This window comes from Microbacterium sp. 71-23 (genome assembly GCF_001897265.1).
Taxonomy (GTDB): domain Bacteria; phylum Actinomycetota; class Actinomycetes; order Actinomycetales; family Microbacteriaceae; genus Microbacterium; species Microbacterium ginsengisoli.
The window spans coordinates 175,995-187,794 of sequence record NZ_MKSL01000012.1 but is presented as its reverse complement, the minus strand read 5'-3'; the positions used below and the strand labels follow the sequence as shown (position 1 = coordinate 187,794).

Here is an 11,800-nt window from a genome sequence, read left to right as displayed (position 1 = left end):
CGGTGCCGACCCGCCTCGCCGCGTAAGTCGAGCGCACACGGCCCAACGCCCTCGAGCGACGCCGCCTACCCTCGCGCGAGCACCCCGTCGGCCCAGCGCGCGAGACGCGCGTACGCCTCCTCGCGGGCATCGTGGCGCGACAGGAAGACGTCGTGCAACGCACCCTCGATGCGCTCGACCGTCACCGACGAGCCGAGCTGCACCGCCGCGCGGGCGATGTCGTCGACCACGAGCACGCTGTCGGCACGGGTGAGCTCCTCGCTCCACCGGGTGGGCACGGCGCTGCGCGCCGACAGCAGCACGCACACTGGCGCGTCGATGCGCAGCCCCGCCTCGACGCGCGCGTGCCCCGCGAGAATCGCGTTCAGCCACCCGGTGTGCACGGCCATCGTCTGCTCGGGACGCCAGTCGAGATCGATCGACACCGGATCGGTCGGGTCGGCCACCTCGCGCTGCGCCCGTGTGTAGAAGCCGAGATCCACCTGCGGCACGGTCTCGTACGGACGCATCCGGGCCCCGATGCCGACGACCGGGGCGAGCGCACTGCGCCGACGCCCGGGCAGCTGGAACTCGAGCCACGGACTGTTCAGGATCACGGCTGCCGCCGCCCGCGGATGCCGGTCGGCCCACAGGCTCAGGGTCAGCCCGCCGGTCGAATGCCCGAGCAGCACGAGCCGGCGATGCGGATGCCGCCCCTCGCCGTCGCGACCCATGGCGCCGAGGGCTGCGGCGATGTCCTCGTCGTAGGTCGTGAGGTCGGTCACGTACCCGGGGGTCTGCCCGGGCCGGAGGCTGCGTCCGTACTTGCGAAGATCCAGGGCGAAGAAGCGGGCGCCACGGGAGGTCCAGAATCGGGCGAGCCTCGTCTGGAAGAAGTAGTCCGACCACCCGTGCACGTAGAGCACATCGACGTCTCCGAGCGGCCTTGCGGCGAACCACGACGCCGGCCCCCGCTCAGGCACCGCACGCACCAGGGTGGCGACCACCGCACCCTCGGAGTCCTCCCCGAGGGGCAGGCTGAGCTGCATGAATCCGTCGCCGAGGATGTCGGCGCCCCACCCGACCGTCATGCCGCCAGCCTACGACCGCCCCGGACCGGCAAGATGATCCCCGTGACGATGAACACTCCCCCGCACGTCGCCGCAGGATCCGTGACCGCACGCATGCGCCGCATGCTCGGCCGGAACCCCCGCGAGCACGGCCGCGCAGCGACCCCACTCGAACTCCTCTTCGACCTGACGTTCGTCGTCGCGTTCGGCATCGCCGGATCCCAGATGGCGCACGAGATCGCGGAAGGACGTCTCGCCGTCGGGCTCGGCGGATTCGCCTTCGGGATGTTCGCGATCATCTGGGCCTGGATCAACTTCTCGTGGTTCGCCTCGGCGTTCGACACCGACGACTGGGTGTACCGCCTCACGACGATGGTGCAGATGGCGGGCGTGCTGGTCCTCGCCCTCGGCCTCTCCGACGTGTTCCACTCGCTGGAGGGCGGCCACGGCATCGACAACGCGGTGGTCGTCGCCGGCTACGTGATCATGCGCGTCGCCATGCTCGCCCAATGGCTGCGCCTCGCAGCCCAGTCGCCCGCGCACCGCCGAACGGCGCTGACCTATGCGACGTTCATCGCGATCGCACAGATCGGGTGGGTAGCCACCGCCGTGCTGCATCTCGAACTCGGCCCCACCCTGGCGTTCGCGGCCGTGCTCTACCTCATCGAGCTCGGGGGTCCGCTGCTCGCCGAGCGGCGGCGTCCGACCCCCTGGCATCCGCACCACATCGCGGAGCGCTACGGCCTGCTCGTGCTCATCGCCCTCGGCGAAGGCGTGCTCGGCACGGTGACCGCGGTGCAGCCGATCATCGCCGACAGCGGCTGGTCGGGCGACGCCATCGTTCTCGTCGCGGCCGGCGTGATCCTCACCTTCGGCATGTGGTGGGCCTACTTCGCGGTGCCGTTCGGCCACATGCTCGAGCATGGCCCCGGCGGCGGCTTCGTGTTCGGCTACCTGCACATGCTCGTCTTCGCGGCGGTCGCCGCGGCGGGGGCGGGACTCCATGTCGGCGCCTACGTGGTCGAGGGGCAGGCGCACGTCGACTTCGCGGTCGCCGTGCAGGTCGTCGCGATCGCGGTCGCCGTGTTCCTCGCGACCTATCTCGCGGTCGCCGCAACGCTCACACGCCGCGTGCGGCGCGCACACGCGGTGGCTCTGACGCTCGCTCTCGTCGTGCTCGCCACCGCCGTCGTCCTGGCCGAGATCGGCACATCGTTCGCGCTCTCGATCCTGCTCGTCGCCGCGGCACCCTGGGTCGTGGTGGTCGGCGAGGAGCTCACCGCAGGGCGATCGGCCGCGGCATCCGCTCGTCCCGTCGCCGAATAGCCCGAGTCGCGCCCGAGTCGTCGCGGTTCGGCGACCATCACGTCGCTGACGATGTGGACATCGACCCGCCGTCGAATTAGTATGTGCGCATACTGAATTGAGGGAGTTCGACATGTGGGTACGAGAGTTCACGGGCGAGTGCGACGCGACGCCGTCGGCGGTGTTCGCGATCATGGCCGACCCGGCGCGGTGGTCCGAATGGAACGACGGCGTCGCAGCCGTGCGCATCGACGACCCGTTCGCGGCGGGCACGACCGCGGTGATGGTGTTCCCCGACGGGAGCGAGCTGCCCTTCGAGCTCACGTGGGTCGAGGCGGAGCGTGGATACGAGGACCTCACACCCGTGCCCGATGCCGGGGTGACGGTGCGTGTCCGCCACGAGATCGAGGCGTGGGGAACCGGAAGCCGGGTGACCTATCGCTGCACGGTGGAGGGGCCTGACGAGGTGTCGGCCGAGGTCGGCGCGGGCGTGAGCGAGGACTTCGCCGACGTCATCGCCGCGCTCGGCGCACACGCGAAGCGCCCGCGTGGCTGACTCGCTCGAGCCGCGCGAGAGCCCCGGACTCCTCCTGTGGCGAGCGACGCTGAGTTGGCAGCGGGTCATCACGTCCACGCTCAAGCCGCTGGGCCTCACACACGTGCAGTTCGTGCTTCTCGCCAGCGCCTGGTGGCTGACCCGGGTGGCCGGGGAACGGCCGAATCAACGACGGATCGCCGAGCATGCGAACACCGACGCCATGATGACGTCGCAGGTCATCCGAGCGCTCGCGGAGAAGAATCTGCTGGTGCGCACGACCGACCCCGATGACGCCCGTGCGCACATCATCGACGTCACCGACGACGGCGTGGCCCTCGCGCTCCGGGCGGTTCAGGTGGTCGAGGAGGCCGACCGCCTGTTCTTCGAGTCGGCCGGCGACCGATCTGCACTGATGGCGGTGCTGACAGCGCTCAACCGGTGAGCCACGGTACCCGCTCCGCCGCGGGCGGCTCCGCCTAGGCGGCCGGCAGCGGCCGCGGACGGGTGAGCAGCACGACGACCGCCGCCACCGCCGATGCGACGAGCGCGACGAGCGCCATCGGCACCGCCGTGTCCTCGCCCCACAGGCCGACGAGCGGGGAGGCGATCGCCCCGACGAGGAACTGGCTCGACCCGAGCAGGGCCGCTCCCGCGCCCCGCGCCGCAGCCGCGCGGGCGAGAGCGAGCGCACTCGCGTTCGACATGATGAGACCCGTCGCCGAAGTCAGCACGAACGCGCACAGGATGAACGTCGCCGGCTGCAGCGCCCCCGTGAGCGCGAGCACCGCCAGCGCGACCGAGGCGACGACGGAGAGCGCGACGCCGACCAGCAGCATCCGTCTCACGCCGACTCTCGGCGCGACCCGCGCGTTGACGAGGTTCGAGAGCACGATGCCCGCCGCTCCCGCCGCGAACCCGAACGCATACACGAGGGGCGGCATGCGCAGCACGGTCTGGCCGACGAACGGCGAGGCGGAGATGTAGGCCATCATCGCGGCGAAGCCGAACGCGAACACCGTCACATAGCCGCGCACGCCGCCGTCACGCAGCAGCGTGCCATACCGCGCGAACGCGCCCGCCACCCCTCCTGCGTGTCGCTTCTCGGGCGGCAGCGACTCCGGCACCACCGCCACGGCGAGCACGAACATCGCGACCGAGATCGCGGCGAGCACCCCGAGCACCCCGCGCCAGCCGGCGATCGCCGCGACCGCGCCGCCGATGGGGGGTGCGATGAGCGGCCCGAGCCCGACGAGCATCGCGATGAGGCTCAGCGCCCGCACCGCCGTCTCGCCCTCGCTGAGGTCCACGGCGATCGCGCGGGCGAGCATCATGCCCGCGGCTCCCGTCAGACCCTGCACCAGGCGCAACGCGATGAACACCTCGACGGTCGGCGTGAACGCCATCGCGACACCGGATGCCGCGAACACCGCCAGCGCGATGACCAACACGGGGCGCCTGCCGAACCGGTCGGACAGAGGTCCGAGGATCAGCTGACCCACGCCGATGCCGATGAGGAACGCGGTGAGGGTCAGCTGCACGCTCGAGGCGGGAGCGGCGAGATCGGTGCCGATCTGCGTGAACGACGGAAGGTACATGTCGACCGCGAACGGGCCGACCGCCGTGATGAACCCGAGTGCCGCGAGCAGCCCGGGGGTGGGTCGCCGTGCCGCGGTCATTCGCCGCGGGAGATGCTGATCATCTCGTCGCGCGGAACGACCTTGATGCGTGCGCGCTCGTGCGGAGCCCCGAGGGCGATCTCGTGCTCGTCGAGGCGGTGCCAGCCCTCGAGGTCGGTCCAGCGCACACCGCGCTCAGCGAGGAGCGCGGGGATCGCCTCGTCGGACGGGTCCTCGGGCTGCCACCACGACGCCTGGTCGCCCACGAGGTGGCGCACGGTCTCCATCGCGTCGGACTTAGTGTGGCCGATGAGCCCCACCGGCCCGCGCTTGATCCACCCGGTCGCATAGACGCCCGGAACGATCTCGTTCGAGTCGGGCTCGAGAACCTGACCCTCGTGGTTCGGGATGACCCCGTGCCGGTCGTCGAACGGCACCCCCGGCAGCGGCGAGCCGAAGTAGCCGACAGCGCGGTAGAGCTGCCCGATCGGCACCTCGCGCAGCTCGCCGGTCCCGACGACCCCGCCCTGCCCGTCGGGACGGGTGCGCTCGTAGACGAGGGACGCGACCCGGCCCGCGGCATCCGTCGTGACCTCGACAGGCTTCGCCCAGAAGTGCAGGTGCAGGCGGCGCGAGGCGGGCCCGGCAGCACCGTTCGCCGCCGGACGCGTGCGCCACTCCTGCAGCACGCGGTCGATGACCTTGACCTGCTTGTTGCTCGCGATCGCCGCGAGGGAGGCCTCGTCGTAGTCGAAGTCCTCGTCGTAGACGACCATGTCGACGTCGCGCAGCTCACCGAGCTCGCGCAGCTCGAGCGGGGTGAACTTCACCTGCGCCGGGCCGCGGCGGCCGAACACGTGCACGTCGGTGACGGGGCTCGCCTCGAGGATCTCGTAGACGTTGCCCGGCACCTCGGTCGGCAGCAGGTCGATCGCGTGCTTCGCGAGAATGCGCGACACGTCGAGCGCGACGTTGCCGACGCCGACGACAGCGACGGATGCCGCCTCGAGCGGCCAGGTGCGCGGCACGTCGGGGTGCCCGTCGAACCAGCTCACGAAATCGGCCGCGCCGTACGAGCCCTGAGCGTCGATCCCGGGGATGTCGAGGTCGGCGTCACGGATCGCTCCGGTCGCGAAGATGACCGCGTTGTAGTGCTTCTTCAGGTCCTCGAGGGTGATGTCGACGCCGTAGCGCACGTTGCCGAAGATGCGGATGTCACCGCGGTCGAGCACCTCGCGCAGCGCCGTGATGACGCCCTTGATGCGCGGGTGGTCGGGGGCCACGCCGTAACGCACGAGTCCGTAGGGAGCCGGCAGGTGCTCGAACAGATCGATCGAGACGTCGAAGGGCCGCTGTTCCTTCAGGAGGATGTCGGCGGCGTAGATCCCTGCGGGACCGGCACCGACGATGGCCAGCCGGAGCTTGGTCATGGGGGTGTCCTTTCGTGGGGCGCGACGCAGTCGGATGCCGCGGCGCGGCCGGGCGTCGGGGGGTCAGCTGCTGCGGTCGACGACCGCGTCGGCGAACCGCGTGAGGCCCTCGCGCACGGGCCCGGCGGGGAGCGGCGCCAGGGCGGCGACCGCGTCAGACGCCCACTGACGGGCGAGCTCGAGCGTGCGGAGGGTCGCGGGGTGCTCGCGCAGCCGGGTGAGCGGCTCGTCGAGGATCGCCGGGTCGGCGCCGTCGGCGATGCGGGCGACGCCCTCGTCGATGCGGGCGCGCAGGTCGACCGAGGCGGCGTCGGTGTCGGCGCCGAGCAGCAGGTAGGGCATGGTCGGAACGCCCGCGCGCAGGTCGGTGCCGGGCACCTTGCCGGTCTCGTCGGCGTCGGCCGAGAGGTCGATGACGTCATCGAGCAACTGGAACGCGACGCCCGCCTTGTCGCCGAAGACCTGCAGCGGCTCGGCGTACTCCTCGGGGCCGTTGCCGAACGTGATTCCGGCCTTCGCGGATGCCGCGATGAGTGAGCCGGTCTTGTCGGCGAGCACCTGCAGGTAGAACTCCACCGGGTCGTCGTCGTCGGACGCACCCACGGTCTCGTGCAACTGGCCGAGCACGAGTCGTTCGAACGTGTCGGCCTGCAGCTGGATGGCGGCATCGCCGTGGCGGGCCATGATCTGGCTGGCGCGGGAGAAGAGCAGGTCGCCGGTGAGGATGGCGATGCTGTTGCCCCACACGGCATGGGCGGCCGGAACGCCGCGGCGCACGTCCGCACCGTCCATGACGTCGTCGTGGTAGAGGGAGCCGAGGTGGGTGAGCTCGAGGGCGGCGGCACCCTCGATGACCGGCTGTGTCGCGCCGTCGCCGAGCTGCGCGGTGAGCAGCGTCAGCATCGGCCGCACCCGCTTGCCGCCGGCCTGGTAGAGGTAGCGGCTGGTGACGTCGGCGAGCCGATCGGTGAACGCGATCTCGGTCGCCAGCTGGGCCTCGACCTGCGCGAGACCCGCTTCGACCGTCTTCCACAGGCGACGGGAGGCCGGCCCCGCGAACACCCGCTCCGTCACGCTGAGGTGACCTGCCAGGGGCAGACCGGGCGCGGACGAGGTCGGAGTCACGCAGACAGCCTACCGGCGCTCACTCCACCGGTGGCCGCCGATCCCGTCGGTCGAGAACGCCTCGTAGCCGATGCCCAGGTGCGCCGATCAGGCCTTCACCGCACGGTGGAGCGCGACGATGCCGAAGGTGAGGTCGCGGTAGGCGACATCGGTCCAGCCGGCCTCGCGCACCCATGCGGCGAGCGCGCGCTGGGCGGGCCAGGCCTTGATCGACTCGTTGAGGTAGTCGTACGCATCGGCGTTCGAACTCACCCAGCGGGCGACGGTGGGCAGCACGCGGTCGTTGTAGAAACGGTAGAGCGCCGCGAAAACCGGATTCTGCGGCTGGGAGAACTCGCAGATCACGAGGCGGCCGCCGGGCTTGGTGACCCGCAGCAGCTCGGCGAGGGCGACCTTGGGCTCGGCGACGTTGCGCAGCCCGAACGAGATGGTGACGACGTCGAACGATGCGTCATCGAACGGCAGCGCCATGGCGTCGGCTTCGACGAAGGAGAGATTCGGGATGCCGCCGTGCCGCCGCGCGCCCTCGGCGATCATGCCGGGCGAGAAGTCCGCGGCGACGACCTCGGCGCCGCTGCGGGCGAGTGCGACGCTCGATGCTCCTGTGCCCGCCGCAAGGTCGAGCACCCGCTCCCCCGGCTGCGGCGCGACGGCGCGGGTCATCGCGATGCGCCAGAGGCGATCGTTGCCGAGGCTCAGCAGCGTGTTGGTGCGGTCGTAGGCCGCGGCCACCTGATCGAACATGCCGCTCACACGGGCGGGATCCTTGCCCAGGTCGGCGCGGTTGGGCTCGTCGGCGGCGGTCACCCGTCGAGTCTAGGCGGGCCGGGCGAGGCCTAGGCTGGACGGGTGACCCTGCCCGCTCCCCCCCGACTGGTGGCGGTCACCCGGGAGACCATCGCGCACGAGGATCTGCTGGCTCTGGCGGACCCGCACACACCGCTGGTGTGGTCGCGGCGCGGCGACGGATTCGTCGGGATCGGTCGCCCGCTGATCACCCTCGAGGCATCCGCGGAGGCCGCGACCCGGCTCGCGTCGACGTGGCGCGCGATCGCGGATGCCGCGTCCGTCGACGACAAGGTGCACGCCCCCGGCACGGGCCTCCTCGCCTTCGGCTCTCTCGCGTTCGACGAGCACGCCGAGGCGCGCTCCCGTTCGGGTGCGACGTCGCGACTGGTGGTTCCGTCCGTCGTCGTCGGCCGCACCGGCGGGAAGACCTGGATCACGCGCATCACGAGGGAGGAGGCATCCGATCAGGGCGAGGATGTCGCCCCGATCCCGTACGGCCCGTACTGGTCGGCCACGCTCGGACCCGGCGCGCAGAGCCCCGAGGACTACACCCGCGCCGTCGCCGAGGCGGTGGCCCGCATCGGCCGCGGCGAGCTCGAGAAGGTGGTGCTGGCCCGCGACCTCGTGGGGTCGGTGCCGGCGGGCGCCGACCTGCGCCGGCTCGTGCGCGCCCTGCAGAGCGGCTACCCCGACACGTGGACCTTCGCCGTCGGCGGCCTCATCGGCGCGAGCCCCGAGACCCTCGTCACCGTGCACGACGGCACCCTCACCGCCCGGGTGCTCGCCGGCACCGCCGCGCGCGGCGCCGATGCCGATCGGGATGCCGCGGCCGCCGTCGCTCTCGCGACCAGCCAGAAGGATCTCGACGAGCACCGCTTCGCCGTGCAGAGCGTGCTCGACGCGCTCGCCGGTCACACGCGCGCGGTGACCGCCGCCGAGACGCCCTTCACCCTGAAGCTGCCCAACGTGTGGCACCTCGCGACCGACGTCGAGGGCGACCTGGGGCACGAGGCATCCGCTCTGGATCTCGTCGCGGTGCTGCACCCCACCGCCGCGGTCGCCGGCACCCCGACGGCGTCGGCCCTCGCGACGATCCGCGAGCTCGAGCCGTTCGACCGCGGACGCTACGCCGGTCCGGTCGGCTGGATCGACGGCGACGGCGACGGCGAGTGGGCGATCGCGCTGCGCTGCGCGCAGTTCGGCGCAGAGTCGTCGTCTCCCACGGCCGAGGATCGCGACGACATCCCGGTGACGGCGTTCGCGGGCGCCGGCATCGTCGCCTCGAGCGACCCCGAGGCGGAGTTGCTCGAGACCCGGGTGAAGTTCCGCCCGATCGTCGACGCGCTCGCCTGAGCGGATGCCGCGGCGCGCTCAGCGCTCGAGAGGCACCTCGATGAGCTGACGTCCGCCCGACGGCGATGTGAGCACCTGATCGAGCGCGGACCGTGTCGTGACGCGGTGGTACTCCCAGCCGTAGGCGAGGGCGAGCTGTTCGAGGCGCACGGTCTGCGGCGTGTACTGCACGCGATCCATCGCCTCGGGGCCTGCGATCTGGGCCACCTCGAGCCCGTCGAAGATCGTGCCGCCGCCGTCGTTGCCGACGATCACCTGGATGCGCGGTTCCGGCTCGCCGGGCGCGGCCAGCAGCGCGCCGACGTCGTGCAGCAGCGCGAGGTCGCCGAGGAGCACCCGGGTGACGCCCGGTCGCCCGTCCGCCTGCGAGGCGGCGGCGACGCCGAGGGCGGTCGCGATCGTGCCGTCGATACCCGCGAGCCCACGGTTGGCGTGCACCCGCACCTTCTTGCCGCCGAGCACCTGGTCGGCGACCCGAACGAGCCGCGACGATCCGAACACGAGTCGGTCGTGCGGCCAGGTCGCGCGCCAGACGGCATCGACGAGCAGCGTGCGATCGACCCGCTTCCGCGCGACCGCGAGCTCGGCGTCGATCGCACCGAGGCGGCGCTGGGGCTCGGCGGACGCGAGCGCATCGGCGTCGGGCGCGGGCGGGGTGAGATCGACGGATGCCTCGCGCGACGCCCGCAGCCATGCACCGAGCCACTCGCGGTCGGTGTCGCCGGGTTCGACGGCGAGCGCGTCGACGGCGAGGCTCTCACCGTTGAGGTTGAGCGGCTCGCCGGGGCCGCGCAGCGCGACAACCTCGACGTCGGCACGCGAGAGCAGGGCGGTGACCTCGCGGCTGAGAGTCGGATGCCCCAGCACCACCGCCCGCTCGACGGCTCCGCCGAGCGCGGGATCGCGGAGCAGTTCGCGATAGCCGTGCACGAGCTGCCGGCCGAATCGGGCACCGGAGACGATCTCGGCGACGAGCGGCCAGCCGCCCAGGTGGGCGAGCTGCTCGGCGTCGGGCCCGGCGTCGGATCCGGCGATCACCACGGTGCGCGGACCCCGCACGAGCAGGTGCGGCAGGGGCTCGGGGTCGGTCGCGACATCCGCCTCGCCGATGCCGCCGCCGCCCTGGTAGAGCGCGCCGAACGACTCCTCTTCGCCCTCCTCGGCGGGGGCGGCGGGAACGGGAACGGCCGCAGCCTCGGCCGCGAACCAGGCCGGGAGGGGCCCGGCGAGCGGCTCGCGGTACGGCAGGTTCAGGTGCACCGGGCCGGCGGCGCGGGTGCCGGCACCGATGGCCTCCTCGACGGCCTGGGCGGCCACGGCGCGCAGCATCGCGGTCTGCTCGGCGGTGCCGTCGGGGTCGGTCTCCTCGGGCACCGGAAGATCGGTCTCGTGGCGCGCGGCGAGCGCGAAGAGTCCCGGCTGGCGGGTGGTCTGGTTCGCGCCCACGCCGCGCAGCTCGGGCGGGCGATCTGCGGTGAGCAGCAGCAGCGGCACACCGGCGTGGTGCGCTTCGAGGGCGGCAGGCAGCAGGTTCGCGACCGCGGTGCCCGAGGTGCAGATGACGGCGGCGGGCACACCGGACTCGCGGCCGATGCCGAGCGCCGTGAAGCCCGCGACGCGCTCATCGATGCGCACGTGCAGCTGGGCGAGTCCGCGGCGGTCGAGCTCCGCGGCGGCGAGGGCGAGGGCCTGGGAGCGCGAGCCGGGGCTGACGACGAGATGCCGCACCCCCTGCGCGACGAGCGCGCCCAGCAGGGCCGCGGCGGCATCCGTCGCCGGAGATCGATCGGTCACGCGGTCAGCCCTTGCGCTTCTCGTCGTCGTCGGTCGTACGGGGAGGGAGGTCGGGGTCGGCGTCCTCCGCGTCGAGGCGTGCCAACTCCTCTTCCAGCCGGCGGATGCGCTCATCCTGGTCGGAGAGATCCGCGAGCGACCCGAGGAACGCGGGGTCGTCGTCGGGGGCGGGCCGTCCGGCGGAACGAAGCCGCGAGCGGCCGATGGTGAACCAGAGCACCCCGCCGATGACCGGCAGGAGCAGCAGGATGAGGATCCACACGGGCTTGGACACGCCGCGGTGCCGGTCGGCCGGTTGCACAGCGCCGTCGATGACGCTGTAGATCCAGAACACGACCGCGAGCACTGCAACGATCAGCACGAGCCGCATGCCCTCATCCTAGGCGCGCCCGCCGGGGAGAGGCCTGGGGAGGACGGCGGGATGACGCATCCGCTCGTTCAGGCGACACGTCACCGGCCGACCTACGATGGAGGGATGTCCGCCCATCCCGTGCGCTCGGCCGTGCTCTACTCGGTGCTGCGTCTGCTCGCATTCGCCGTGCCGTTCGGCCTCATGATGCTGCTCCCGATCTTCCAGCAGTTCGTCTGGCTCGCCGCGATCTTCGCCGCACTGATCGGACTGAGCATCTCGGTGATCTTCCTGCGACGCCCCCTCGACGAGGTCACCACGACCCTCGCCGACAACCGCGAGCGTCGGCGCGCCGCGCGCAGCGGCGACCGCGTGCGCCGCAACGAGTTCGACGAGGACGAGGCGGCAGACGCCTACTTCGGCGACGACGACGCGCGCTGAGCGTCACCCAC

12 protein-coding genes are annotated in these 11,800 nt (G+C 72.1%); 5 read left to right on the top strand and 7 right to left on the bottom strand.

What is annotated here, in order from left to right; translation table 11 throughout:
• Positions 1 to 65: 65 nt before the first annotated feature.
• The gene (locus BGO15_RS05185) at positions 66 to 1,070 is read right to left on the bottom strand and encodes an alpha/beta hydrolase (RefSeq protein WP_056207697.1); all 1,005 of its coding nucleotides are present in this window, start codon (positions 1,068 to 1,070) and stop codon (positions 66 to 68) included.
• 81 nt (positions 1,071 to 1,151) lie between these two features.
• Here BGO15_RS05185 and BGO15_RS05180 point away from each other — a divergent pair, with 81 nt between their 5' ends.
• The 3 genes from BGO15_RS05180 (at position 1,152) to BGO15_RS05170 (ending at position 3,334) form a co-directional block, all read left to right on the top strand.
• Complete coding sequence (locus BGO15_RS05180) at positions 1,152 to 2,375, top strand: low temperature requirement protein A (protein WP_235557435.1); 1,224 nt, start codon at positions 1,152 to 1,154, stop codon at positions 2,373 to 2,375.
• Between the two features lie 112 nt (positions 2,376 to 2,487).
• A complete protein-coding gene (locus tag BGO15_RS05175) occupies positions 2,488 to 2,910 on the top strand; it encodes an SRPBCC family protein (protein ID WP_056207701.1) in 423 nt (140 codons plus the stop codon).
• On the top strand, positions 2,903 to 3,334 hold the full coding sequence (locus BGO15_RS05170; RefSeq protein ID WP_056207702.1) for a MarR family winged helix-turn-helix transcriptional regulator: 432 nt from the start codon (positions 2,903 to 2,905) through the stop codon (positions 3,332 to 3,334). Before BGO15_RS05175 ends, BGO15_RS05170 begins: the two co-directional genes overlap by 8 nt.
• A gap of 34 nt (positions 3,335 to 3,368) precedes the next feature.
• Here BGO15_RS05170 and BGO15_RS05165 read toward each other — a convergent pair whose 3' ends face one another.
• From BGO15_RS05165 to BGO15_RS05150, 4 genes are all read right to left on the bottom strand, one after another.
• A complete protein-coding gene (locus BGO15_RS05165) occupies positions 3,369 to 4,568 on the bottom strand; it encodes a multidrug effflux MFS transporter (protein WP_056207705.1) in 1,200 nt (399 codons plus the stop codon).
• On the bottom strand, positions 4,565 to 5,938 hold the full coding sequence (locus BGO15_RS05160; RefSeq protein ID WP_056207709.1) for an FAD-dependent oxidoreductase: 1,374 nt from the start codon (positions 5,936 to 5,938) through the stop codon (positions 4,565 to 4,567). Before BGO15_RS05160 ends, BGO15_RS05165 begins: the two co-directional genes overlap by 4 nt.
• Before the next feature lie 63 nt (positions 5,939 to 6,001).
• A complete protein-coding gene (locus BGO15_RS05155; RefSeq protein ID WP_056207712.1) occupies positions 6,002 to 7,063 on the bottom strand; it encodes a polyprenyl synthetase family protein in 1,062 nt (353 codons plus the stop codon).
• Positions 7,064 to 7,150: 87 nt separating this feature from the next.
• Positions 7,151 to 7,870, bottom strand: coding sequence for a demethylmenaquinone methyltransferase (locus BGO15_RS05150; RefSeq protein ID WP_268768741.1), 720 nt, complete (start codon positions 7,868 to 7,870; stop codon positions 7,151 to 7,153).
• A 48-nt stretch (positions 7,871 to 7,918) separates the two neighbouring features.
• Here BGO15_RS05150 and BGO15_RS05145 point away from each other — a divergent pair, with 48 nt between their 5' ends.
• The gene (locus BGO15_RS05145; RefSeq protein ID WP_416361451.1) at positions 7,919 to 9,205 is read left to right on the top strand and encodes an isochorismate synthase; all 1,287 of its coding nucleotides are present in this window, start codon (positions 7,919 to 7,921) and stop codon (positions 9,203 to 9,205) included.
• A gap of 18 nt (positions 9,206 to 9,223) precedes the next feature.
• On the opposite strand, the gene menD is transcribed toward BGO15_RS05145, so the two are convergent.
• The gene (gene menD, locus BGO15_RS05140) at positions 9,224 to 11,113 is read right to left on the bottom strand and encodes a 2-succinyl-5-enolpyruvyl-6-hydroxy-3-cyclohexene-1-carboxylic-acid synthase (protein ID WP_082486346.1); all 1,890 of its coding nucleotides are present in this window, start codon (positions 11,111 to 11,113) and stop codon (positions 9,224 to 9,226) included.
• Positions 11,004 to 11,369, bottom strand: coding sequence for a PLDc N-terminal domain-containing protein (locus BGO15_RS05135; protein ID WP_045247759.1), 366 nt, complete (start codon positions 11,367 to 11,369; stop codon positions 11,004 to 11,006). Before BGO15_RS05135 ends, menD begins: the two co-directional genes overlap by 110 nt.
• Positions 11,370 to 11,474: 105 nt before the next feature.
• Between BGO15_RS05135 and BGO15_RS05130 the strand changes: the two genes are divergently transcribed.
• Complete coding sequence (locus BGO15_RS05130; protein WP_045247758.1) at positions 11,475 to 11,789, top strand: DUF4229 domain-containing protein; 315 nt, start codon at positions 11,475 to 11,477, stop codon at positions 11,787 to 11,789.
• The last annotated feature ends 11 nt before the right edge of the window (positions 11,790 to 11,800 follow it).

Excerpts from the sequence above, each read along its gene's own strand:
- BGO15_RS05165 (WP_056207705.1), bottom strand. The coding sequence starts at position 4,568 with ATGACCGCGGCACGGCGACCCACCCCCGGGCTGCTCGCGGCACTCGGG.
- BGO15_RS05130 (WP_045247758.1), top strand. The coding sequence starts at position 11,475 with ATGTCCGCCCATCCCGTGCGCTCGGCCGTGCTCTACTCGGTGCTGCGT.
- BGO15_RS05175 (WP_056207701.1), top strand. The coding sequence starts at position 2,488 with ATGTGGGTACGAGAGTTCACGGGCGAGTGCGACGCGACGCCGTCGGCG.
- menD (WP_082486346.1), bottom strand. The coding sequence starts at position 11,113 with ATGAGCGCATCCGCCGGCTGGAAGAGGAGTTGGCACGCCTCGACGCGG.
- BGO15_RS05160 (WP_056207709.1), bottom strand. The coding sequence starts at position 5,938 with ATGACCAAGCTCCGGCTGGCCATCGTCGGTGCCGGTCCCGCAGGGATC.
- BGO15_RS05185 (WP_056207697.1), bottom strand. The coding sequence starts at position 1,070 with ATGACGGTCGGGTGGGGCGCCGACATCCTCGGCGACGGATTCATGCAG.
- BGO15_RS05135 (WP_045247759.1), bottom strand. The coding sequence starts at position 11,369 with ATGCGGCTCGTGCTGATCGTTGCAGTGCTCGCGGTCGTGTTCTGGATC.